This window comes from Afifella sp. JA880, from assembly GCF_025379905.1.
GTDB lineage: Bacteria > Pseudomonadota > Alphaproteobacteria > Rhizobiales > Afifellaceae > Afifella > Afifella aestuarii.
Genome location: NZ_JAOANH010000003.1, coordinates 576,665 through 598,726 on the forward strand (window position 1 = coordinate 576,665; position 22,062 = coordinate 598,726).

Below are 22,062 nucleotides of genomic sequence, written 5' to 3' on the forward strand. Positions count from 1 at the left end.
TATAGCGGCGGCATAAGGTGCGTTACAACAAGCCATCGCGGATGGATTTTTTGAAGAAGACGACGATCCGGGCCCTTGGGGGCTCATCGTCGCCTCATACGTGGCGCTGTCAGGAAACCACAGTCAGGAAACCGGGGCGCCGTGCTCGCGGGCTCGATCGGCATTTTGGCCGCCGCGTTCCTCCGCATCTTTGCGGGCAAGGCTCGCCGCGGCTTCCGCCGATGCCGGCCGACCGAGATGGTAGCCCTGCAAGAAATCGCAGCCGATCTCTTCGAGAAAATCGAGCTGTTCAGACGTCTCCACGCCTTCCGCCGTCACGACCAGCCCGAGCGAATGGCCGAGGACGACGATGGAGCGGATGATCGCCGCCGCTCCATCGTCTTGCGACTCCATTGCGCGCAGGAAGGACTGATCGATCTTCACCTTATCGACCGGAAGCTTCCAGAGATAAGCGAGGGAAGAAAAACCCGTGCCGAAATCGTCGAGCGCCAGTTTCACGCCGAGGTCGCGGAGCTGGCTCAGTTGCTGCACGGCGTCGAGAGAATCGATCAACAAAACGCCTTCGGTAATCTCCAGCTCGAGCTTTTCGGGGGGAAGTTCGCTCTTGGCGAGGGCCTGACGCACGATCTCCACGATGTTGCGGGCATCGAACTGCACCGGCGAAAGGTTCACTGCGACTTTGTATCCCTCGGGCCAGGTCTTTGCCGCCTCGCAGGCCCGGTTGAGCGCCAGACGGCCGATGCGGTGGATGACACCCAGTTGCTCGGCAAGCGGGATGAACCGTGCCGGCGAGACGAAACCGCCTTCCCCGTTCGGCATGCGCAGCAGGGCTTCGAACCCGGTGAGCGCGTGGTCTTTTGCCGTGAAGATCGGCTGATAATAGAGTTCGAAACGCTCGTGCTCCACGGCGGCCCGCAGCACGGTTTCCAGATCCCGTCCCGCTTCGAGTTCCGCGCCCATGCGCCGATCGAAGATCGTGAGCCGGTCGCCGCCCTTCGCCCGTGAACGGCACATGGCGACATTGGCGCGCGACAAGGGGCTGCCGGGATGCTCGCCCTTCTCGGCAAGGGTGAGCCCTGCGCTCCCCGTGAGATTGATGACATGGCCATCGGCCACGAATCCCCGACGGATGAGTTTCAGGGCGCGCTCGGCAAGGCGCGCGCCCTCCTTCAAATCGTTGACGTTCATGGCGAAGGCGAATTCCGTACCGCTGACGCGGCCGACGATCGCTTCGGGCTCGGCCAGGCTTTTCAGCCTCTCCGCCGCTTCCAAGAGAATGTAATCGCTTCGCTCCGGTCCGAAAGCGGTGTTGACGGCGCCGAAGCGATCGATCCCGAGCGAGACGACCACGACGGGCTTCGGCTTGGCAAGAAGCTCACGCTTTCGGGCAATGAAACCGCTGCGATTGAGAAGGCCCGTCAGGCCGTCATGCTCAGCCGCGTATGCTGCCCGCGCATCGGCCCGGCGCTTGGCGTTGTAGCGCTGGACGAAGCCGAAGACCGGAACGCCTGAGGCAATCAGAATGATGATGGACAGAAGGATCGCGCTGCGGGCGACGGTCGCCTGAATGGCCTCGAATTCGTCCGTCTGGTCGACGTAGATCTCGGCGACGGCGATGGTTTTGCCGTCCTCGCGCAGAGGCACATAAGCTTCCGAATAATAGGCGGGACGCTCGGGCGGCGTGCCATGCGCGACTTCGATCCGTATCGCGCCTCCCTCAGCCGCCGCCGCGGCTTCGGGATTGTGCTGCGCCAAAGATGCCTTGTCCGCGGCTGAGAGCTCGTGATCGTCCAGGATCATGCGGAGCTTGCCGTTCGGCCCGAACAGTTTGAAGCGAAAGACCTCGGCCGACTCTCGCATCTTGTTGAGGGTCGCCAGCGTTTCCGGAGACGGTTCTGCCCCAGCCGCGATCTCCTCCAGATCAGCGATGCTGGTGGTCATATACTCTGCCCAGGCTGACGTCATATTGGCGGCGTTCAGCTGCAAGCCGCGTTCGATCGTATCCGACCCGACCCAGATCGCCGCGGCAACCGCCACGACGGGCAGGATCAGGAGCACGAAACCAGACAGGAAACCACGACCGGACGACATTCTGGCAACCTTACATTGCGCAGGCGAAAATGTCATACGCGCAGGGTGTAATTAATCGAATTGCCCGCTATGGCGTGGTGAATGAAAGGCTACGTCTCAGAGCGCGTTGAGCAGTTGAAGTGCAGCGTCAGGATCGATGCGGCCATCGTACAGTGCCCGGCCGGTAATGGCGCCTTCGAGGCTCGCAGCATCGGGCATGGTGAGGCGCACGATATCGGCCATCGAGGCGAGACCGCCGGAGGCGATGACCGGGATCGAGACATGCTCCGCAAGCGCGATCGTCGCCTCCCAATTGATCCCGGCGAGAACCCCGTCGCGTTCGATGTCGGTATAGATGATGGCCGCGACCCCGGCGTCTTCGAAGCTCTTGGCGAGGTCCTGCGCCTCCATGTCAGAGGTTTCCGCCCAGCCTTCCACCGCAACTTTTCCGTCGCGCGCATCGATGCCGACGGCGATGCGCCCTGGAAATTGCCCCGCCGCGTCCTTCACCAGGTCCGGATCGCGCAAGGCTGCCGTGCCCAGAATCACTCGCGTCACACCCTTTTCGAGCCAGGCCTCGATCTGCGCCATGGAACGGATGCCGCCGCCGAGCTCCACCTTGAGACGGTCGCCGGCGGCTGCCAGCACCGCTTCGACCGCCGCACCGTTGCGGCTTTCGCCGGCGAAGGCCCCGTCGAGATCGACCATGTGCAGCCAGGTGAAACCCATATCGGCGAAGGCGCGTGCCTGCGCCGCAGGATCGGCGTTGTAGGTCGTCGCCTCGCCCATCTCGCCACGCTTCAGGCGCACGCATTCGCCGCTCTTCAGATCGATCGCGGGAAACAGGATCATTGCGGCCTCACGGGCGCCAGTTGAGGAAATTGGCGATCAGCGCCAGGCCGAGCGCCTGGCTCTTTTCGGGGTGAAACTGCGTGCCGGCGATGTTGTCGCGACCGATCATCGCCGTGACCGGCCCACCGTAATCGGCCGTCGCCAGCACATGTTCGGGAACGGCCGCGACGACGTGGTAGGAATGGACGAAATAGGCATCGAGTGCCTCGTCGATGCCGGCGAGAAGCGGATGGGAATGGCGCCCGACGAGCTCGTTCCAGCCCATATGCGGGATCTTGAGTTCTGGATCTTTCGGGCTGATCTCGACCACGTCGCCCGGAATCCAGCCAAAGCCCGCCGTTGTTTCCTTCTCAAGCCCTCGTGTCGCCATCAGCTGGCAGCCGACGCATATGCCGAGAAAAGGACGGCCGACCTTCATGACGGCCTCTTCGAGCGCCGCCACCATTCCAGGAACGCCGTCGAGCCCGCGGCGGCAATCGGCAAAAGCGCCGACGCCCGGCAGAACAATGTGGTCGGCGCGCCGCACGACCTCCGGGTCGGAGGTGACGGCGACCTCACCGGCATAGCCGCTTTCGCGCGCAGACCGCTGAAACGCCTTGGCGGCCGAGCGCAGATTGCCCGAACCGTAATCGATAATCGCAACGCTCATCCGCCCCTCTCCGGAAAGAGCCCCATGACCTCCGGCGTGTCGCGATCGCCGGCGGCCGACCATGGACGCCCGCGCGGGCGGGCCGGCGCAACTTCGGGAACGACGGGCCGCGAGGCGGTGGTCGGCGCCGGCGCGGCGAATTCGTCTTCCCGCCCGCCGAAGAAGCGGATCGCGGCCTCGTCCTCAGAACGGCCACAGGCCGCCCCAGCCTCCCGCCAGCCGCGGCGCGACAGGGACCAGCGGCGGAGATTGTTGGCTTCGAGCGCGAAGAGGATCGCAAAGAGAAGGCCGCACCATTGCGCTGCCGCTTCCCCGAAGCGGAAGCCGAGTGCCGCAACGGCCCCGCTTGCTACGAGGTAGAGCAGGAGCGGCAGCCACATGCGCCGGTAGAGTAGCCACAGAAACGGGATGAAAAGCGCCGGCCAGTTCATCCCGTCCTTGATGAAGACGGCGCGCAGGGCCTCATCGACGCCCTCTTTTTCGGGCGGCAGATGCACCGTGTAATGGGTCGTCCTGGAAAACATGCTCAAGCCGTCAGCGTGCCCTTGGTGGAGGGAATCTCGTCGGCAATGCGCGGATCGAGCGCAAGCGCCTGTCGCAGCACACGTGCCACCGCCTTGAAGCAGGTCTCGGCGACATGGTGGGCGTTCTCGCCGTAGAGATTCTCGATGTGGAGCGTGATGCGGGCGTTCTGGGCAAACGCCTGGAAGAACTCCTTGAAGAGCTCCGTGTCGAAATCGCCCACTTTGTGGCGCGCAAAGCCGACGCGCCAGACGAGATAGGGCCGGCCCGACACGTCGACGGCCGCACGTGTCAGCGTTTCGTCCATGGCGAGATCGAGCGAGGCGTAGCGGGTGATGCCGCGGCGATCGCCGAGGGCGCGGTCGAGCGCCTGGCCGAGCGCGATGCCGACATCTTCGACCGTGTGATGCTGGTCGATGTGGAGATCCCCATCGGCCTTCAGCGTCAGATCGATCAGGGAGTGGCGCGAGAGCTGCTCCAGCATGTGATCGAAGAATCCGATGCCCGTCTCGACATCGTAGCGGCCGCCGCCATCGACATTGATGGCGAGGCTGATCTTGGTTTCGCTGGTGTCGCGGCTCAGCTCGGCCTTGCGCATCATGGCTCTCCTTCGCCGCCCGTCTTACCAGCGGGCGGGACCATTGCAAATGCGCTGTACGCACCCGACATGCCGCAGCGCGTTTGCAGGCCGGCCGCGCATGCCTAAATAGGGGCCAACCTGCACGAAAAGAGGGGGTGCCGGTCGAGGCCTCCACGGCTCACCCGCATCCGCTGACAAGGAGCAATCAGTGACAGAATTCGATCCCGCCGCCCCCTGGCACGGCACGACCATCGTGACCGTCCGCAAGGGCGACAAAGTCGTGATCGCAGGCGACGGCCAGGTGACCATGGGACAGACCGTGATGAAGGCCAATGCCCGCAAGGTCCGCCCGCTCGCCAAAGGCGATGTGATCGCCGGTTTTGCCGGTGCGACCGCGGACGCCTTCACGCTTCTGGAGCGGCTTGAAGCCAAGCTTGAACAATATCCGGGCCAGCTCATGCGCGCCTGCGTGGAGCTCGCCAAAGACTGGCGCACCGACCGCTATTTGCGGCGCCTGGAAGCGATGATGATTGTCGCCGACAAGCAGACGACGCTGGTTCTGACCGGCACCGGCGACGTTCTGGAGCCGCAGGAAGGTGTGGCCGCCATCGGTTCCGGGGGCAATTACGCTCTCGCCGCCGCTCGGGCGCTCGGCGATTTCGATCTCGACGCGGAGGACATTGCCCGCCGCGCCATGCAGATCGCAGCCGAGATCTGCGTTTACACCAATCACAACATCATCGTCGAAAGCCTCACGGCGGAGTCCGCCTCATGACAACCTTTTCCCCCCGCGAGACCGTTTCGGAGCTCGACCGCTACATCATCGGCCAGAAGGAGGCGAAGCGCGCCGTCGCCATCGCCCTTCGCAACCGCTGGCGCCGCCAGCAGCTGGAAGGCCCGCTGCGTGAAGAGGTTCTGCCGAAGAACATCCTGATGATCGGCCCGACGGGTGTCGGCAAGACCGAGATTTCGCGCCGCCTCGCAAAGCTCGTCAATGCGCCTTTCATCAAGGTGGAAGCGACGAAATTCACCGAGGTCGGCTATGTCGGCCGCGACGTCGAACAGATCATCCGCGATCTCGTCGAGGCCGGCATCGCCATGGTGCGCGAGATGAAGCGCAAGGAAGTGCAGGCAAAGGCGCATCTGCAGGCGGAAGAGCGGGTTCTCGACGCGCTCGTCGGCCAGCATGCGAGCCCGACGACCCGTGACAGCTTCCGCCACAAGCTGCGCGAAGGTCTCCTCGATGACAAGGAGATCGAGATCGAGGTGCGCGACGTCTCCAATCCGATGGGCGCCTTCGAGGTGCCGGGCATGCCGGGTGCTTCCGTTGGCGTCATGAATGTCGGCGAGATGCTGGGCAAAGCCTTCGGCCAGGGCCGAACCAAGACGCGCAAGACGCTCGTCAAGGATTCCTACGATCTCTTGATCGCCGAGGAATCCGACAATCTCCTCGACGACGACCAGATCGTGCAGGAGGCCATCCGCGCGGTGGAGGACGACGGCATCGTCTTTCTCGATGAGATCGACAAGATCTGCGCTCGCGATGGGCGCGCCGGCGGCGATGTCTCCCGCGAGGGCGTGCAGCGCGATCTCTTGCCGCTCGTCGAAGGCACGACGGTTGCGACCAAGCACGGGCCGGTGAAGACGGACCACATCCTCTTCGTGGCCTCAGGCGCTTTCCACGTTTCGAAACCGTCGGACCTTCTGCCGGAGCTGCAGGGCCGCCTGCCGATCCGCGTGGAGCTCAGGGCGCTGACGGAGGAAGATTTCCGCCGCATCCTCACGGAGACGGAAGCAAGCCTCGTGAAGCAGTATGTGGCGCTTCTTTCGACCGAAGGCGTGACGCTGGAATTCACCGATGACGCCATCGACGCGATCGCGCGGCTCGGTGTGGAGATCAACTCCAGCGTGGAGAATATCGGCGCAAGGCGGCTTCAGACCGTGATGGAGCGGATCCTCGACGAGATCTCGTTTACGGCGCCCGATCGCCATGGCGAGACGGTCACGATTGATGCTGCTTATGTCGAGGAGCATGTCGGCGATCTGGCGCGAAACGCCGATCTCAGCCGCTTCATTCTCTAGGCTTTTGTCCTGAGCTTCGCACCGGCCGGCCGGACGAAGCTTCGGGTTGCAATACGAGCGGGGCACGACATCAGATCGCGCCCCGCTTTTTTAGTCAGTCGATTGACTGATATTCTAAATATCTGAGCATAAAAGCGTTTATCAGCTTTGCAGGCTCAGGCTGGGAGCCCTGCCAACAAACGCTCTTGTTCCGCGAGGCTCCGAAGCGAGGCCTGAGGTCTCGCGCCGAGATGAGAAATGATCTCGCCCGCGGCGAGCGAGCCGAGCTCAGCGCAGCGGCCGAGCGGCGCGTTGCGGGCAAGACCGAAGAGGAAGCCGGAGGCAAAGAGGTCGCCGGCGCCGGTCTTGTCGAGGATCGTCTCGACCTCGGGTGCCGGGACGTTGATGCGTTCGCCTCCACGCACCACGAGCGAGCCTTCCGCGCCGAGCGTGACGGCGGCAAGGCCGACATCCGCCGCGAGCGATTCGATGCCGGTCGCAAGGTCGCTCGTCTCGTAGAGAGCCAGAACCTCATGGTTGTTGGCGAAGACGACGTCGACGACACCGCTGCGCATCAGCTCCAGGAATTCCGACCGGAAGCGGTCGACGCAGAAGGAATCCGACAAGGTGAGCGCCACCTTGCGGCCGGCGCCATGGGCGATCTCGGAGGCTGTGCGGAACGCTTCCTTGGCTTTCGGCGGATCCCAGAGATAGCCTTCGAGATAGGTGATTTCCGCAGCTTCCACCGTCGCCTTGTCGATGTCTGCCGCGGTGAGCTCCTGGCAGGCACCGAGATAGGTGCTCATGGTGCGCTCTGAATCCGGCGTGATCAGAATGAGGCAGCGCGCCGTCGGCGCTCCTTCCGCCAGCGGCTTCGCGGGGAAGGCGATACCGACCGATTGCATGTCGTGGCGGTAGAAATGGCCGAGCTCGTCGTCCGCCACCTTGCCGATGAAGGCTGCGGCACCGCCCAGAGAGGCGACACCTGCCGCCGTATTGCCGGCGCAGCCGCCGGAGATGAGCTGGCCCGGACCCATCGTGTCGTAAAGCGTCTCGGCGCGATCGGCCTCGATCAGATGCATGGAGCCTTTGACGAGTTTTTCGCTGACGAGAAAAGCATCGTCCGCCTGTGCCAGCACATCGACGATGGCATTGCCGATCGCCAGGACATCGTATTTTCGTTCGGCCATTCGCTCCCCTCCAAAAGGTTTTTGCGCGGTAGCCGATCGTGCGGTGCTTTGCAAATCTCGCCGCTTGCCCGGCCGTCGCGCTTTTCCTATCTCTTCGCGGCCATGTTCGACGACGCCCAACGCTCTCTGGAAGAAATCCTCTCGCCGCCGTTCCGCAACGTGTTGTGGAAGTCGGTCGGTCTGACGCTCGGGCTCTTGCTGGTCTTGTGGCTCGTTCTCGAAGGGCTCGTCGTGCACTTTCTGGCGCTGCCCTATCCCTGGCTCGAAACCGGTCTGACGATCGTCTCCGGCATCGGTCTCGTCGTCGGGCTTGCCTTCCTGGCGGCTCCGGCAACCTCGCTTTTCGCCGGCATTTTCCTCGACGAGATCGCTGAGGTGGTTGAGAAGAACCATTACCCGAGCGAGCCGGTGGGAAGGGCGCTCCCCTTGATGGAGGGCATTCTCACCACGTTGCAGTTCACGCTCGTGGTCGTCGGCGTCAATCTCGTCGCCTTGCCTCTCGTCCTCTTCGTCGGCTTCGGTGTCGTCATCTTCTTTGTCGCCAACGGCTATCTTCTCGGCCGGGAATATTTCGATCTCGCGGCGCGGCGTTTTCACGATCGGCGCGTGGCGAAGATCCTCAGGCTCCGGCATTCCGGCCGTATTTTTCTGGCGGGCCTCGTGATCGCGGGCTTCACCGCCGTTCCTCTCGTCAATCTCCTGGCGCCGCTTTTCGCCACCGCCTTCATGGTGCATGTGCACAAGCGTATCCAAAAAGCTGAGCGCAGACCCGGCGGGCTGCTCGCTCCCGCCTGAACGCCGGCTGGCGTACCTGCCGCCGCCTGCGCCTCAGGCTATCTCATTGAGGTCGCGCGCAAGATCGGCTCGGACGAGCGCCGCGACAAGGCGCGGAAAATCCTTGTGGGACACCTGTTTTGCGAGCTCCTCGGCGTCCTCGCCCAGGTCGAGCTTTTTGGCGGCGGCGAGCGCCTTCTTATCGGCGAACGGGAAAAGTTCGTCCCAGGCCGGCTGTACCTCGCGGAAGAAGATGTCGACGCCGACATCGCCAAGACCCTTGAACTCTTTCAGGAGCTTGCGTTCCCGGGCCGGCTCCTCGTCGGCCGCGTCGCGCAATTTCCTGAGATCGCCACGATATTTGTCGAGAAGGAGCTCCGAGGTCTCACCGAGCATCCGCGACGTGCTCTCGTCATAGCGGGCATAGCCATGCGAGGTGAGGACGTCGACGCGGTCCTGCCAGCTCGCGGCGGCCATTTTGTCGGGCGTGGTGTAGCCGGCGTCCGCCAACGCTTTTGCCGCACGTAAGGCGTTGTCGGCGCTGATGCGCGCGGAAAACAGGATCGAGGCGGTCAGCCATCGAAACAGGGGGGAGGGCGTATTCTTGGCGATCGGGATGCCAAGTTCGTCGCAATAGGTGGTGCCGTGACGCTCCAGGAGCGTCTTGATGCGCGCCGATTTCGATGCGGCCATCGTTATCTCCTCGGAATTGGCTCATGGGCGAAACCCGAGCCTCCTCTCGCTGTTCCCCACAATGTGAAGCCTCTGGAACAACGTCAAACTGCAAAAATACACGAAATGGCTGCATAAAAACGCGTCGGGCGCGCTTTCCGCCCCTTGCGGAGCCAGGTGGGGCGCCTACCTGCGAGGAATGGCGCCGCCTATTCGCCCAACAGATGGACCCGCAGACGTTCGGTGGCGTCGGGTCCGAACCCCGAACTTTGGGGGCTATGCTTGAAACTCAGCGACAACCAGATTGCCGCGGTCCGTGAGACCGTGGGTGCCGAACCCATTCCGGAAGACAACCCGGCTATGGAGCCGCTGAAGCAGAACTTCGGCGACCATACGTTTTACGTCGACAACACCGGCCTTCTCGTCCTGGAACCGGTGAACGATCCGAACCAGCCCGGCGAGCCGGCGGCGGTGATCCATATCGCCACCTGGACCGACGAGGAACGCAAGCAGCTGCAGCCGATCGAGCCGAAGGCATCGGGCGCAGTCCTGGATCTGGCCCCGGCCGGTCCTGCGAACGGTGCCGGCGGCACCGCCGCGTAACGGAAGCTTCGTTGTCGATTGCGGTCGACGCATGCCGGCCGCAGGATTGCACCGCGCCCGGTCTCGCCGATGAGGTGAGGCCGGGCGCGCGCATGTCAGACTAACGCTGCGCCATGTTGGCGCCTGTCCGGTTCGCTGACGATGCGGGCACTAGCTCGGCTGCCTAATGCGCCGCTTCCCAATTGTCGGCAGCCCGCGCATCGACTTGCAGCGGGACTCTGAGCGCCACGGCCGGCTCGGCCGCCTTTTCCATCACCTCGCGGATGACGGGAAGGCTCGCCTCCACCTCTTCCTCCGGCACTTCGAAAATCAGTTCGTCATGCACCTGCAGGAGCATGCGCGCGGAAAGCTTGGCCTCGGCGAGGGCATCTTCCATGCGGATCATGGCGCGGCGGATGATATCGGCCGCCGATCCCTGGATCGGCGCGTTGATCGCCGCGCGTTCCGCCCCTGACCTGATCGAATGGTTGGAGTGCTTGATGTTCGGGAAATGTGCGCGGCGCCCGAAGAGCGTCTCGACATAGCCCTTGTCGCGCGCTTTCTCCTTCGTCTCCTCCATATAATCGCGGATGCCCGGGAAGCGCTTGAAATAGGTCTTGATGTAGTCGCCCGCCTCCTCGCGGCCGATGCCGAGCTGGGCGGCGAGGCCGAAGGCCGAAATGCCGTAGATGATGCCGAAATTGATCGCCTTGGCGCGGCGGCGGATCATCGGGTCCATGCCTTCGATCGGCGTTGCAAACATCTCCGAGGCCGTCATCGCATGAATGTCGAGCCCGTCCTCGAAGGCGCGGCGAAGCGCCGGGATTTCCGCGATATGGGCGAGAATCCGAAGTTCGATCTGCGAATAATCGGCCGAGACGAGCCGGGTGCCTTCCTCCGCCACGAAGGCGGTGCGGATTTCGCGTCCCTCCTCGGTTCGGACAGGAATGTTCTGCAGGTTCGGCTCTGAGGAGGAGAGCCGGCCCGTCGTCGTGGAGGCGAGGGAATAAGACGTGTGCACGCGCCCGCGTGTGTCGAGATAGGAGGGGATGGCGTCGGTATAGGTGCCTTTGAGCTTGGTGAGCTGGCGCCAGGCGACGATCTTCATCGGCAGGGGATGGCCCTCGGCCGCGAGATCCTCCAGCACCTTGACGTCCGTCGACCATTGCCCGCCCTTGGTCTTGCGGCCACCCGGCAGGCCGAGCTTGCCGAAGAGAACCTCCCCGAGCTGCTTTGGCGAGCCGATGTTGAAGCTCTCGCCCGCCATGTCGACGATCTCCGCTTCGAGCCCTGCCGCTTTCTGGGCAAAGCGTCCGGAAAGGCGCGAGAGGATGTCGCGATCGACCTTGATGCCGCGCTCTTCCATGCGGGCGAGTACCGGCAGAAGCGGCCGTTCCAGCCGCTCGTAGACATTGGCGAGCCCTTCGGCAGCAAGGCGCGGCTTCAAGACCAGCCAAAGCCGCAGTGTGACGTCGGCGTCCTCGGCGGCATAAGAGGTGGCGCGGTCGATCGGCGCGAAGTCGAAGGTGACCTTGTCGCGACCCGTGCCGCAGACGTCCTTATAGGCGATCGGCTTGTGGCCGAGATGGCGTTCCGACAGAATATCCATGCCGTGCTGCTGGCCGAAACCGGCATCGAGCGCGTAGGAAATCAGCATCGTGTCGTCGTAACTCGCGATCTCGATGCCGCGGGCTTTGAGGAGCAGCCAGTCGTATTTGAGGTTCTGGCCGATCTTGAGGATCGTCGGATCTTCCAGGAGCGGCTTCAGGAGTTCGAGAGCCCTGGCTTCCCCGATCTGCGTATAGTCACTATCGCTTGAATCGGAAAAAGAGAGTGAGTCGGCACCGCCGTCCACACCGCCTTCCGCTGCGGCTTCACGAGCCTTTTCCGTCTCCGCACCCCCGCCAAACAGGTCGGAATGGGGGGCCGCATCGGGGCGGCGGTGTCCGAGAGGCACGTAACACGCCTCACCTGGCGCGACGGCGAGCGAGACGCCGCACAGTGTCGCCTGCAAAGGATTGAGGCTCGTCGTCTCCGTATCGAAGGCAAGACGCCCCGCCGCGTAGGCACGTTCGATCCAGGCCTCAAGCGCCTCGATCGTGCGCACGCATTCGTAAGAGCCTGGATCGATCTTCGGTTCAGTCGCCGTCTCGGCGCGCTGGCGCGCAAGATCGGCGGGGGCCGCCAGGAAGCCGCGTTCGTCGGCGAAGGCGCCGTCGACAGGCGCTGCAACACTGCCCGTGCCGTCCCCCTTCGTCTCGGCAAGGTCGGGGCCGTGCGCGGCGGGCCCTGCGCCCCACCCCGCGATCTCGAGTGTCGGCGCTGAGATCGCCGCCGCATCGGCCTCCATCTTTTCGGCGATGCGGCGCGTCAGCGTGTTGAACTCCATCGCCTTGCAGAAGCCGATCGCTTTCGCCGCATCGAGGCTTTCCACGGCGAGATCGCCGAGCGGCACCTCGAGTGGCACGCTCGTGGAAAGTTCGACGAGCTTTCTGGAGATGCGCGCCTGCTCGGCAAATTCGATGAGGTTCTCGCGGCGCTTGTTCTGCTTGATCTCCGATGCGCGGGAGAGAAGTGTTTCGAGATCCCCGTAATCGTGCAGGAGCTGTGCGGCGGTCTTCGGCCCGATGCCCGGCACCCCCGGCACATTGTCGGTCGGATCGCCGGTCAGCGCCTGCAGATCGATCATCTTGTCTGGGAAGACGCCGAATTTCTGCATGACGAATTCGGCATCGATCAGCTGGTCGCGCATCGTGTCGAACATGATGACGGTGGGCCCGATCAGCTGCATCAGATCCTTGTCGGAGGAGATGATGGTCGTGCGCGCCCCGGCCTCACAGGCGAGCTTCGCATAGGTGGCGATGAGGTCGTCCGCCTCCCATCCCTGCTGTTCGACACAGGCGAGGTTGAAGGCGCGCGTGGCGTCGCGGATCAGGCTGAACTGCGGAACGAGATCCTCCGGCGGTTCGGGCCGATGCGCCTTGTACTCGGGGTAGATCTCGTTGCGGAACGTCTTCGCCGAATAATCGAAGATGACGGCGAAATGCGTGGGTTCGTCGCCCTTTTCCGGCGTCGGCCCTTCCTGCAGGAGCTTCCAGATCATGTTGCAGAAGCCGGAGACGGCGCCGACGGGCAGGCCGTCGGATTTGCGCGTCAACGGCGGCAGGGCATGGAAGGCGCGGAAGATGAAGGCCGAGCCGTCGACGAGGACGAGATGATCGCCGGATGTCATGCCGGCGCCGGAGGCGGATTTTTCGGAGGAGCTCATGGCGCGGAGATTTGACTGCCGCGCCTCCGATTTCAAGCAGAACCGATCCGGCCCAGGCGGCATCCCCTGCGAAGAGGAGATTTACTCCGCCGGGGCGATCGCCGCCTTCTGCCCGGGTTTGCTGCGCCAGGGCTGGTCGATCCGGGCCCAGGCGGGCCGTACGAAGAGGAATGTGCCCCAGCCGGTGCGGCGGGTGAATTCATACAAGATGACCGGGCCGATGACGCCCGCCGCGGTGACGAGAAGCGAGATCGTGCCGATATCGGTGATGAGGCCGAGCTTCAAAAGGACGGTGCGGGTCACCACCATCGGCAGGAAGAAGGCGAGATAGACGACAATCGAATTGGCGCCGAGATAGGTGAGAGGACGCGAGACGAGCGTCTTCGCCAGCAAGACGGAGAAGGTGCAGACTGCGACCGCCCCCGCAAAACCAAGGCCGAGCGAAACGACGGGAAGCTTCGAGATGCCGCCGAAAACGCAGGCCGCGTTGAGGACGCCCCAGGCCGCGAGATAGCCGACACCGAAAAGGAGATGTCGGTCGGCACGGTCTGCAAAACGGAAGATCGCATCCGCCAGGATGAAGCCCGTGTAGAAATAGACGAAGCGAGAGGCGAATTCGTCGATCAGCATCGAGCCGGTGTCGATATGCGCGATTTCAAGCCCGGCCGCCACCAGCCAGACGAGCCAAGCCGGCACGCGGCCATGAACGAGGCGCGTCACAGCAAAAAAGATCGCCAGATGGTAGATGAACCAGAGCGTGCCGAAAGGCTCTACGAAGCTCTTCAGGTAGAACAGCAAAGCGCCGTCCCAGCCATAATCCGAGGCGAATTCGGGCGCCTTCAGAACGAACTGGATGGTGAGCCAGAGCACGTAAAAATAGGCGAAATGCAGGATCTTGCGGTCGACATAGAGGCGCAAGGGCGCGGTGATGCGGGCGGACAGAAAAAGCCCTGCAATCATGAAGAAGTCGGGCATCCGGAAGGGGCGGGCGAATTCGACGACGTAATTCATCCAGCCGTTGGCGCCGACCGCCTTCTCCACCCCCAGCGTCGAATGCATCATCACCACCATGATGATGCAAAACCCCTTGGCGACATCGACCCATGCGACGCGCGTTCGTGCTGAGGTGGTCGCTGTGCCGGCCGCATCCATGGCGCGATCCTTCTTTCGGAAGAAACCCCGTCTACTATGCGAAGCTTGCTCCGCGGCGTCGCGACATATTCTAAAAGACAGTTAAAATTGCAGGCATTGCGGCCAAAGGGCCGCTCCGCCAAGCCCGGCGGGCCGCATGCCGCAATCTTCGGCTATCAGAAACCGCCGGCGCCGGAGAAGGAACGGGGGGCTTCGTCGATCAGACGCGCGCCCGAGCCGGTGACCTCGTAGACGGCGAGCTGGCGCTGATTGGTGCCGTCCGATTTGAGCCGGAAGACGCCATCGACACCGTTGAAACCGTTCGCATTGGTGAGAAGGCTGGCAGAGAAGGCGTCGTTGGGATTCTGCCGCACCAGCCCGGCCGCCAGAACCGTGGCGTCGTAGGCAAGCGTCGCGTTGCGCGGCGGCTCCGAGCCATAGGCCGCCCGGTAGCGTGCGGCGAACCCGTCGAAGGTGCGCCGCGTCGGCGCCGGGAACCAGCCGCCGGCGAGCGCGCCATTGTTGAGGACGGCCGGATCGTTCCACTGGCCGCTGCCGAGAAGCTTGATATTGCTGCCGGCGGAGCCGAGCGCCTGCGAGATGAGGGCTGGCGCCTGGCCGGCGTCCGGAATGAAAAGCGCATCGATGCGCGAGGAAATGGCCGCAATATCGGCCGTCTTCGCCCGGATGTCGGTGTCGTTGAGGTCGTAATGCTCGATCGCGACGACCCGTCCGCCCGCATTGGCGACCGCCTGGCGGAAGGCCGCGTCGACGACGGTGCCATAGGCGTTGTTGGGCAGGAGCGCGGCGAAGGATTCCCGCCCTTCTCTCGCTGCATAGGAGACGATGCGTTCAGCATCCGAGCCCGGCAGGAAGCTCAGGAGATAAACGCCCGGGCCGGCAACCGCGGTGTCGGACGAGAAAGCCACCATCGGCGCATTGGCGCGGCGCGCCACGGGTGCTGCGGCGCTGACCGATGAGGCGAAAAGCGGTCCGAGAACGATCTTGGTTCCTTCCGAGACGGCCTTTTCGGCGGCCGCCTGCGCGCCTGCCGGCGTGCCGCCTGTGTCATAGACGATGAGGGAGATCGGCACGTTGGGGAAGTCGCTCATCGCCATCTCGGCGGAATTGCGGAAGGCCCGTGCGGCATTGCCGGCATTGCCCGTCGCCGTCAGCGGCAAAAGCATGGCGACCCGCGTGGTGCCGCTGCCGATGACCTCTCCGGTGGGTGCGGCAGGTCCCTGATCGACCGGCAGATTGCCGCCGCCATTCCCCGACATCGAGGTGCACCCTGCCAGAAACAGGAAAACGAGCGCTGTCGCGAACCAGCCGAAAAGGCCATTCGGCATCGAAAAATTTCGCCTGAACACGTCGTCTCTCCCGCCCGGAATGGTTGCCAGGCACCCTTTTGGATCCTAGGCATTTGTCATAAGCGGCGCGTGGCGCCGTCTCAAGGGCAGCCGCAGAGAATGGCCGGAGACAGAGATAGAATTTTCGTCATGCGGGGCCACGAACTGACGGCGCCGCATCTCGAGCCGGGCCTCTATGTCACGGCAACGCCGATCGGCCATCTCGGCGACATCACCATCCGTGCGCTGGAGGTTCTGGCCGCGGCCGATGTGATCGCGGCTGAAGACACCCGGGTCACCCGCAAACTCCTGTCGCGCTACGGCATCACCAGCCGCCTCACCGCCTATCACGAACATTCCCATCCCGATGTCGACGAGCGCCTCGTGAAGCTGATGGCGGAGGGCGAGGCCGTGGCGCTCGTCACGGATGCCGGCACGCCGGTCGTCTCCGATCCCGGCACGCGGCTCGTCGCGCGTGCGGTCGCCGATGGTGTTGCCGTCCATCCGATCCCGGGGGCCTCGAGCCTCACCGCGGCCCTGAGCGTTGCCGGGATTTCGGCCGAGGCGACGCTCTTTCTGGGGTTTCTGCCGGCGAAGGAGAAAGCCCGGCGCGACGCGCTTCGGCGGCTCGCCGATCTTCCCTTCGCCCTCGTTCTTCTGGAAGCGCCGCATCGGCTCCAGGCTTTCGCCCGCGACGCAAAAGAGATCCTCGGAGATCGGCCCGTCTGTCTGTGCCGGGAGATGACGAAGCTGCACGAGACGTTCCTTCGTGGTTCGCTCGCCGATCTTGCCGACGCGGCGGGCGAACAGGACAAAGGTGAGATTGTCGTCGTGATTGGGCCCCCAGCCCCCAGGGAGGCGGGTGAAGGCTTCGATGAGGCCGATCTCGACCGCATGCTCGCCGAGCGTCTCGGCACGATGGGGGTCAAGGATGCCGCCCGCGAGGTTGCGGAGGAAACCGGCCTGCCGCGGCGTGCGCTCTATCAGCGTGCGCTGTCGCTCGGCAAGGAGTGAGAGACAGGGGGCACTGAATGAGCGACAAGCGACGCCGGGCCTACCGACAGGGCCATATGGCCGAGATGGCGGCGGCGCTCTTCCTCATGATGAAGGGGTATAGGATCCTCGCACGCCGCTACCGGACGCCACTTGGCGAGATCGATCTCATTGCCCGTCGCGGCCGCACCGTCGCCTTCGTCGAGGTGAAGCTTCGCGGTGAAAGAGAGGCGGCAGACTGGGCGCTCACCCCACGCAGCGAAAGGCGCATCGGCGCCGCCGCAAGCGTTTGGACCTCGCGGCATCCCGCCGCCATGGAGTTCACGCAGCGCTTCGATCTCGTTCTCGTTTCCCCTTTTCGTTTGCCCCGGCATCTTGCGGACGCCTTTCGCCCTCCCAATTGATTGCCTCCGGCCACTCGATTGCATCGGGCCACTTGATTGCATCGGGAATGAAGCGCGGCTAACGCAGAAGCTATAAGAACGGAGAGACCAATGGCCCTTTCAGTCGCAGTGCAGATGGATCCGATCGCTCAGATCGATATTCGCGGCGATACGACCTTCGCGCTGATGCTGGAGGCGCAAAAGCGCGGCCACAGCCTTTTCTATTACGAGCCGCGGCACCTTTCGATGGAAGCCGGCCGCGTCTTTGCCCGCATGCGGGCGGTGAGCGTCGCCGACGAAGTCGGCCGCCATTACGAGCTCGATGAGGTGGAACAGCAGCTCGGGCTCGAAGATTTCAATGTCGTCCTAATGCGCCAGGATCCGCCCTTCGACATGGCCTATATCTCGGCGACGCATCTCTTGGAGCGGGTTCATCCGAAGACCCTCGTCGTCAACGATCCGGCCCATGTGCGCAACGCGCCGGAAAAACTCTTCGTCACCGAATTTTCCGATCTGATGCCGGAGACGCTGATCTCCCGCGACATCGCGGCGATCCGCGCCTTCCGCGAAAAGCACCGCGACATCATCCTGAAGCCGCTCTACGGCAATGGCGGTGCCGCGGTTTTCCGCATCAGCGAGGGGGACGAAAACCTGTCCTCGCTGATCGAACTTTTTGAGACGACCTTCCGCGAGCCCTTCGTCGTGCAGCGCTATCTGCCTGAGATCCGCAAGGGCGACAAACGCATCATCATCGTCGACGGCGAGCCCGCCGGTGCGATCAACCGGATCCCGGCGGTGGGTGATGCGCGCTCCAACATGCATGTCGGCGGCAAGGCCGTCGCCGCCGAACTCACCGATCGCGACCGGGAAATCTGTGCCCGCATCGGCCCGGAACTCAAGGCGCGCGGCTTCATCCTCGTCGGCATCGACGTGATCGGCGACGTGATGACGGAGATCAACGTCACCTCGCCCACAGGCATCCGCGAGCTGCAGCGTTTTTCGGATATCGATGCGGCTGCGATGGTGTGGGACGCGATCGAACAGCGCTGCGCGGGCTGACGGGGGCAGAACCCCCGCCCTCAAGTCTGGCTTAGACGAGAAGCGAGACGGCCGACGGCATCACCTCGCCGGCGACAAAGCCGTGAATGCGGGCGACGAAATCGTCGACCTTGCGCAACACCTTGCGCTCTTGCGAGGCGTCGGTACGCAGAAAGAAGGGATAATAATTGGTCGTGCCGAAATCGTCGATGAGGACGAGCCGGCGGATTTGCCCGTCGACGTCTTCCTGGACGAGAACATTGCACAACATGATTTTTCGCGTCGGCACGCGATACGTGACGAGATGGTCGCAAAACGTCTCGACGGCCGCCTGACATTCCGGCGAATAGCCGTGGATCGTCAGATAGCTTTCGAGCGTGCGTGAGATCTCGCCGTCGCCATCGCGAATGAGCTCCACCGAGAGCCCCATCCCGAGGGTCGTCGGCACGAAGCCGAACTGCCGCGCCACATGCGCGAAGGCTGCCTCGCCGCGGACCTGACCGAGGCGGCGCAAAATGTGCTCGTCCTGGCGGTTGTCGTCGAAGCGCACGAGCGGTCGCAGACGCTTCCATGCAGCCTTTGACCGGCGCTGGTCGGCGAGCGTGTAATCCGGTCGCCGCACCTTGATCCCGCGATCTTTGCGCGAGGGATCGACAAAGCAGAGCCGTCGGCCTCCGCGCGCAAACGGGATCGCCTGGCTGAGATTGACGGTGCCCGCCTCGGACCGCCGGTCCGCTTGCGCGCGCATCGTTTCCGGTCCGGCGACGAACGCCCAAACCGGCGCAAAAAACGCCCTTAGGCGCTCCGAAGCGCGCCTCTTTTCAATCGAATCGCAGACCATGTGCCCCGGCCGCCTGTTCGCACGCGCAGCGTCGATCCGCCGCGAATGTCATGTGTTTTTCATAAAGTCCCCAGAGATGGGCGTGACAAGGGCGGCTGGGTTGGAAACGCAAAGAAGTGACTGATGCGTTTCATATTGTTTCTCTTGCGCAACAGGTGCGCCTCCTGAGCCGCGTTCCTTTTTCGTTCTTGTCAACGTCTGAAAGCTGAGTCATTCTGCAATCAGAACGGGGGTGGGGATCATGGTTTCTCGCGTTACGACAGTGGCTTTTCGCGGGGTCGAGGCGATCCCCGTCGATGTCCAGGTGCTGATCGCGCCGGGGCGCACGCTCTTCAACATTGTCGGCTTGCCCGACAAGGCGGTGGCGGAAAGCCGGGAACGTGTGCAGGCGGCGATTCATGCGTCGGGTCTCGCGCTTCCGGCCAAGCGCATCACCGTCAATCTCGCCCCGGCAGACCTTCCGAAAGAAGGCAGCCATTACGATCTGCCGATTGCGCTCGCCCTGATGGCGGCAATGGGCGCCATTCCGGCCGATGCCGTCGGCGATCACGTGGTGCTTGGGGAACTCGGCCTCGACGGTCGCATCGAAGCGGTGGCGGGTGTGCTGCCGGCCGCCATCAGCGCCAATGCGCTGAAGAAGGGGCTCATCTGCCCCGCCACCTGCGGAGGGGAGGCTGCGTGGGCCGGTGAAGAACTCGCCATTCTGGCGCCGAAGAGCCTGATTGCGCTTGCCAATCACATCGCCGGCAGTCAGGTCCTGTCTCAGCCCAAGCCCGCACTTCGCGCCGCGAGCGAGGCCCTTCCCGATCTCTCAGAGATCCGCGGCCAGGAGAGCGCCAAACGGGCGTTGGAGATTGCCGCAGCCGGTGGCCACAACATGCTGATGATCGGCCCTCCGGGGGCCGGCAAATCGATGCTGGCGAGCCGGCTGCCTTCGATCCTGCCGCCGCTTGCGCCGCGCGAGCTCCTCGACGTGTCGATGATCTCCTCAATCGCCGGGACACTTGCCGGCGGGCGGCTGTCGAGCCAGCGACCCTATCGGGCACCGCACCATTCGGCCTCCATGGCGGCGATGGTCGGCGGCGGCATCAATGCGCGTCCGGGCGAGGTGTCGCTTGCCCATCACGGCGTGCTCTTCCTCGATGAATTGCCGGAATTCACGCCGGCCGTGCTCGATTCGCTGCGCCAGCCGCTGGAGACCGGCGAGGCCGTCATCGCGCGCGCCAATCACCGGGTCACCTACCCGGCTGAATTTCAGTTGATTGCGGCGATGAACCCGTGTCGCTGCGGCATGGCGGGCGAGCCCGGGCACACCTGCCGGCGCGGCGCCCGTTGCGCCGCCGACTATCAGGCCCGGCTCTCCGGGCCTTTGATCGACCGCATCGATCTCAGGATCGAGGTGCCTGCACTCTCTGCCATCGATCTGATCGGACCCGCCGAGGCGGAGCCTAGTGCGGCCGTGCGCGAGCGTGTGGCGACGGCGCGTGCGATGCAGGCGGAGCGCTATATGTCCCGCGGCCTGCCGGGCCTGCGCATCAATGCGCGCGCCGGCAGTCGCGTGGTGGAAGATGTCGCAGCTCCAGACGAGGCCGGTGCCCGTCTCATTCGCGATGCCGCGGAAGCGATGGGCTTATCGGCGCGCGGCTACCACCGCGTCCTCAAGGTCGCGCGCACACTCGCCGACCTCGACCAGGAGGAAAAGGTGCGCCGCATCCATGTGGCGGAGGCCTTGAGCTACCGCCAGAGCGCGTCTCTGCTTGCCGCGGCCGCATGAGGCGCGCAGCCGCGGAAAAGCCGCGGCAACCAAAGGCCGAGTGATGTCGCAAAGGGGCGCTCGAACCTCTTCCCGCGATCATCCGCAGAAGAGAGCGGCGCCATGCGTCCTCGCCCGAGCGGGATCGCCCGTGTGGCTCGTCCGCGAAAAACGGCCGGTCAGGCGGCTTTCTGCAGTCCTTCGTATCGAAGGGCCCGGCCGTTTGCGTCGAAGAGCTGCAAATCTTCGGCATTGGCAGCAAGACGCACGCTTTTGCCGCGCTCGACCGCCACTTCGCCTGCAAGTTTCGCCACCACGGGATCGTCTTGGCGGCCGATATCGACGTAGACGAGCGTGACCTCGCCCAGAAGCTCCACCAGCGTCACCTCGCCTTCGATCAGTGTGTGCTCGCCGGCTTCCGCGAGGCGGAGGCTTTCCGGGCGGACACCGAGATGGCCAGGGCCTTGTGAAATGGCGATCCCCTCGGGGCGTGGGAGAGTGAAGTCTCTGCCGCCTTCAGGCGCGACCCGCAGCCCATCCTGCGTGGTGCTGAAGGTGGCAGCTAGAATGTTCATAGCGGGCGAGCCGATGAACTTCGCCACGAACAAATTGTCTGGCCGGTGGTAGAGCTCCAACGGCGTGCCGACCTGCTCGACCTGGCCTTTGTTCAACACGACGATGCGGTCGGCGAGCGTCATCGCCTCCACCTGGTCGTGGGTCACGTAGATCATGGTCGTGTCGGGCATCTTCTCGTGCAAACGGGCGATCTCGATGCGCGTCTGCACGCGCAGCGCCGCATCGAGGTTCGACAAGGGCTCGTCGAAGAGAAAGACCGCCGGGTCCCGGGTGATCGCGCGCCCGATCGCCACGCGCTGGCGCTGGCCCCCGGAAAGCTCCTTCGGCAGCCGGTCGAGATAGGGCTCGATCTGGAGAATGCGCGCCGCCTCGCGAACCCGCTTGTCCACCGCATCGCGCCCGGCCCCTTTGTCGAGGCGGAGCCCGAAGGCCATGTTGTCGTAAACGCTCATATGCGGATAGAGCGCGTAGGATTGGAACACCATGGCGATACCGCGCTCTTTCGGAGTGCGGTCGTTGACAGTCTCCCCGCCGATCTCGAGCGTGCCGCGCGTGATGTCTTCAAGCCCGGCGATCACGCGCAAAAGCGTGGATTTGCCGCAACCGGATGGGCCGACGAAGACGACAAATTCCCCATCCTCGATGTCGAGGTTGATGCCCTCGAGCACTTTGACCTTGCCGAAGGCCTTATCGACGCCGCTCAGCCTGACATTGGCCATCGAAGCTCCTCCCATTTGACGACCGATCGCCGTTTAGCGAAGGCGCCGCCGGCCCTTCG

The 22,062-nt window shown here is 64.0% G+C and carries 20 protein-coding genes; 8 read left to right on the forward strand and 12 right to left on the reverse strand.

Going from position 1 to position 22,062, the window contains the following annotated elements; all coding sequences use genetic code 11:
* Positions 1 to 123 precede the first annotated feature (123 nt).
* From NYQ83_RS15740 to hisB, 5 genes are all read right to left on the reverse strand, one after another.
* Positions 124 to 2,091, reverse strand: coding sequence for a putative bifunctional diguanylate cyclase/phosphodiesterase (locus NYQ83_RS15740; RefSeq protein ID WP_261215761.1), 1,968 nt, complete (start codon positions 2,089 to 2,091; stop codon positions 124 to 126).
* A gap of 96 nt (positions 2,092 to 2,187) precedes the next feature.
* Complete coding sequence (gene hisA, locus NYQ83_RS15745; RefSeq protein ID WP_261215762.1) at positions 2,188 to 2,922, reverse strand: 1-(5-phosphoribosyl)-5-[(5-phosphoribosylamino)methylideneamino]imidazole-4-carboxamide isomerase; 735 nt, start codon at positions 2,920 to 2,922, stop codon at positions 2,188 to 2,190.
* A 7-nt stretch (positions 2,923 to 2,929) separates the two neighbouring features.
* Positions 2,930 to 3,571, reverse strand: a complete 642-nt coding sequence (gene hisH / locus NYQ83_RS15750; RefSeq protein WP_261215764.1) for an imidazole glycerol phosphate synthase subunit HisH — start codon at positions 3,569 to 3,571, stop codon at positions 2,930 to 2,932.
* A complete protein-coding gene (locus tag NYQ83_RS15755) occupies positions 3,568 to 4,095 on the reverse strand; it encodes a DUF2628 domain-containing protein (RefSeq protein WP_261215765.1) in 528 nt (175 codons plus the stop codon). The genes hisH and NYQ83_RS15755 overlap by 4 nt, the downstream gene beginning before the upstream one ends.
* A 2-nt stretch (positions 4,096 to 4,097) precedes the next feature.
* The gene (hisB, locus tag NYQ83_RS15760) at positions 4,098 to 4,691 is read right to left on the reverse strand and encodes an imidazoleglycerol-phosphate dehydratase HisB (RefSeq protein ID WP_234630008.1); all 594 of its coding nucleotides are present in this window, start codon (positions 4,689 to 4,691) and stop codon (positions 4,098 to 4,100) included.
* Between the two features lie 190 nt (positions 4,692 to 4,881).
* Here hisB and hslV point away from each other — a divergent pair, with 190 nt between their 5' ends.
* Positions 4,882 to 5,448, forward strand: a complete 567-nt coding sequence (hslV, locus tag NYQ83_RS15765) for an ATP-dependent protease subunit HslV (protein WP_261215769.1) — start codon at positions 4,882 to 4,884, stop codon at positions 5,446 to 5,448.
* Positions 5,445 to 6,755, forward strand: coding sequence for an ATP-dependent protease ATPase subunit HslU (gene hslU, locus NYQ83_RS15770; RefSeq protein WP_128290437.1), 1,311 nt, complete (start codon positions 5,445 to 5,447; stop codon positions 6,753 to 6,755). The genes hslV and hslU overlap by 4 nt, the downstream gene beginning before the upstream one ends.
* Positions 6,756 to 6,910: 155 nt before the next feature.
* Here the strand turns inward: hslU and NYQ83_RS15775 are convergent, their stop codons facing one another.
* Positions 6,911 to 7,924: an adenosine kinase gene (locus tag NYQ83_RS15775; protein ID WP_261215771.1), complete on the reverse strand. Its 1,014-nt coding sequence runs from the start codon at positions 7,922 to 7,924 to the stop codon at positions 6,911 to 6,913.
* 48 nt (positions 7,925 to 7,972) lie between these two features.
* Between NYQ83_RS15775 and NYQ83_RS15780 the strand changes: the two genes are divergently transcribed.
* On the forward strand, positions 7,973 to 8,719 hold the full coding sequence (locus tag NYQ83_RS15780) for a sulfate transporter family protein (RefSeq protein ID WP_261215773.1): 747 nt from the start codon (positions 7,973 to 7,975) through the stop codon (positions 8,717 to 8,719).
* A 33-nt stretch (positions 8,720 to 8,752) separates the two neighbouring features.
* On the opposite strand, the gene NYQ83_RS15785 is transcribed toward NYQ83_RS15780, so the two are convergent.
* A complete protein-coding gene (locus tag NYQ83_RS15785; RefSeq protein ID WP_128290434.1) occupies positions 8,753 to 9,391 on the reverse strand; it encodes a hypothetical protein in 639 nt (212 codons plus the stop codon).
* A 261-nt stretch (positions 9,392 to 9,652) separates the two neighbouring features.
* Here NYQ83_RS15785 and NYQ83_RS15790 point away from each other — a divergent pair, with 261 nt between their 5' ends.
* Entirely contained in the window at positions 9,653 to 9,973 is a 321-nt protein-coding gene (locus tag NYQ83_RS15790) for a hypothetical protein (protein ID WP_092811922.1), read from the forward strand.
* Positions 9,974 to 10,136: 163 nt separating this feature from the next.
* On the opposite strand, the gene polA is transcribed toward NYQ83_RS15790, so the two are convergent.
* The 3 genes from polA to NYQ83_RS15805 all read right to left on the reverse strand — a co-directional run bounded on the left by polA (position 10,137) and on the right by NYQ83_RS15805 (position 15,721).
* Positions 10,137 to 13,184: a DNA polymerase I gene (polA, locus tag NYQ83_RS15795; RefSeq protein WP_261216212.1), complete on the reverse strand. Its 3,048-nt coding sequence runs from the start codon at positions 13,182 to 13,184 to the stop codon at positions 10,137 to 10,139.
* Positions 13,185 to 13,301: 117 nt separating this feature from the next.
* Positions 13,302 to 14,372, reverse strand: a complete 1,071-nt coding sequence (locus NYQ83_RS15800; protein ID WP_128290433.1) for an acyltransferase family protein — start codon at positions 14,370 to 14,372, stop codon at positions 13,302 to 13,304.
* A 155-nt stretch (positions 14,373 to 14,527) separates the two neighbouring features.
* Entirely contained in the window at positions 14,528 to 15,721 is a 1,194-nt protein-coding gene (locus tag NYQ83_RS15805) for a penicillin-binding protein activator (protein ID WP_261215776.1), read from the reverse strand.
* Between the two features lie 129 nt (positions 15,722 to 15,850).
* On the opposite strand from NYQ83_RS15805, the gene rsmI reads away from it, so the two are divergent.
* The 3 genes from rsmI (at position 15,851) to gshB (ending at position 18,135) form a co-directional block, all read left to right on the forward strand.
* Complete coding sequence (gene rsmI / locus NYQ83_RS15810; protein ID WP_261215777.1) at positions 15,851 to 16,714, forward strand: 16S rRNA (cytidine(1402)-2'-O)-methyltransferase; 864 nt, start codon at positions 15,851 to 15,853, stop codon at positions 16,712 to 16,714.
* A 17-nt stretch (positions 16,715 to 16,731) separates the two neighbouring features.
* Positions 16,732 to 17,097, forward strand: coding sequence for a YraN family protein (locus NYQ83_RS15815; protein WP_092811916.1), 366 nt, complete (start codon positions 16,732 to 16,734; stop codon positions 17,095 to 17,097).
* Positions 17,098 to 17,187: 90 nt separating this feature from the next.
* The gene (gshB, locus tag NYQ83_RS15820) at positions 17,188 to 18,135 is read left to right on the forward strand and encodes a glutathione synthase (RefSeq protein WP_261215778.1); all 948 of its coding nucleotides are present in this window, start codon (positions 17,188 to 17,190) and stop codon (positions 18,133 to 18,135) included.
* A gap of 31 nt (positions 18,136 to 18,166) precedes the next feature.
* On the opposite strand, the gene NYQ83_RS15825 is transcribed toward gshB, so the two are convergent.
* Positions 18,167 to 18,862, reverse strand: coding sequence for a PhoP regulatory network YrbL family protein (locus tag NYQ83_RS15825; protein WP_261215779.1), 696 nt, complete (start codon positions 18,860 to 18,862; stop codon positions 18,167 to 18,169).
* 334 nt (positions 18,863 to 19,196) lie between these two features.
* Between NYQ83_RS15825 and NYQ83_RS15830 the strand changes: the two genes are divergently transcribed.
* A complete protein-coding gene (locus tag NYQ83_RS15830) occupies positions 19,197 to 20,729 on the forward strand; it encodes a YifB family Mg chelatase-like AAA ATPase (RefSeq protein WP_261215780.1) in 1,533 nt (510 codons plus the stop codon).
* 158 nt (positions 20,730 to 20,887) lie between these two features.
* Here the strand turns inward: NYQ83_RS15830 and NYQ83_RS15835 are convergent, their stop codons facing one another.
* Positions 20,888 to 22,003 (reverse strand): ABC transporter ATP-binding protein, encoded by a 1,116-nt coding sequence (locus NYQ83_RS15835; RefSeq protein ID WP_261215781.1) that lies wholly within the window; start codon positions 22,001 to 22,003, stop codon positions 20,888 to 20,890.
* Positions 22,004 to 22,062: the final 59 nt, after the last annotated feature.

Coding starts and splice junctions, on each gene's coding strand:
- NYQ83_RS15815 (WP_092811916.1), top strand. CDS start 16,732: ATGAGCGACAAGCGACGCCGGGCCTACCGACAGGGCCATATGGCCGAG.
- hslU (WP_128290437.1), top strand. CDS start 5,445: ATGACAACCTTTTCCCCCCGCGAGACCGTTTCGGAGCTCGACCGCTAC.
- hisB (WP_234630008.1), bottom strand. CDS start 4,691: ATGCGCAAGGCCGAGCTGAGCCGCGACACCAGCGAAACCAAGATCAGC.
- hisH (WP_261215764.1), bottom strand. CDS start 3,571: ATGAGCGTTGCGATTATCGATTACGGTTCGGGCAATCTGCGCTCGGCC.
- NYQ83_RS15740 (WP_261215761.1), bottom strand. CDS start 2,091: ATGTCGTCCGGTCGTGGTTTCCTGTCTGGTTTCGTGCTCCTGATCCTG.
- hisA (WP_261215762.1), bottom strand. CDS start 2,922: ATGATCCTGTTTCCCGCGATCGATCTGAAGAGCGGCGAATGCGTGCGC.
- NYQ83_RS15825 (WP_261215779.1), bottom strand. CDS start 18,862: ATGCGCGCGCAAGCGGACCGGCGGTCCGAGGCGGGCACCGTCAATCTC.
- NYQ83_RS15830 (WP_261215780.1), top strand. CDS start 19,197: ATGGTTTCTCGCGTTACGACAGTGGCTTTTCGCGGGGTCGAGGCGATC.
- NYQ83_RS15800 (WP_128290433.1), bottom strand. CDS start 14,372: ATGGATGCGGCCGGCACAGCGACCACCTCAGCACGAACGCGCGTCGCA.
- NYQ83_RS15775 (WP_261215771.1), bottom strand. CDS start 7,924: ATGGCCGAACGAAAATACGATGTCCTGGCGATCGGCAATGCCATCGTC.
- NYQ83_RS15755 (WP_261215765.1), bottom strand. CDS start 4,095: ATGTTTTCCAGGACGACCCATTACACGGTGCATCTGCCGCCCGAAAAA.
- NYQ83_RS15785 (WP_128290434.1), bottom strand. CDS start 9,391: ATGGCCGCATCGAAATCGGCGCGCATCAAGACGCTCCTGGAGCGTCAC.
- rsmI (WP_261215777.1), top strand. CDS start 15,851: ATGCGGGGCCACGAACTGACGGCGCCGCATCTCGAGCCGGGCCTCTAT.
- polA (WP_261216212.1), bottom strand. CDS start 13,184: ATGACATCCGGCGATCATCTCGTCCTCGTCGACGGCTCGGCCTTCATC.
- NYQ83_RS15835 (WP_261215781.1), bottom strand. CDS start 22,003: ATGGCCAATGTCAGGCTGAGCGGCGTCGATAAGGCCTTCGGCAAGGTC.
- gshB (WP_261215778.1), top strand. CDS start 17,188: ATGGCCCTTTCAGTCGCAGTGCAGATGGATCCGATCGCTCAGATCGAT.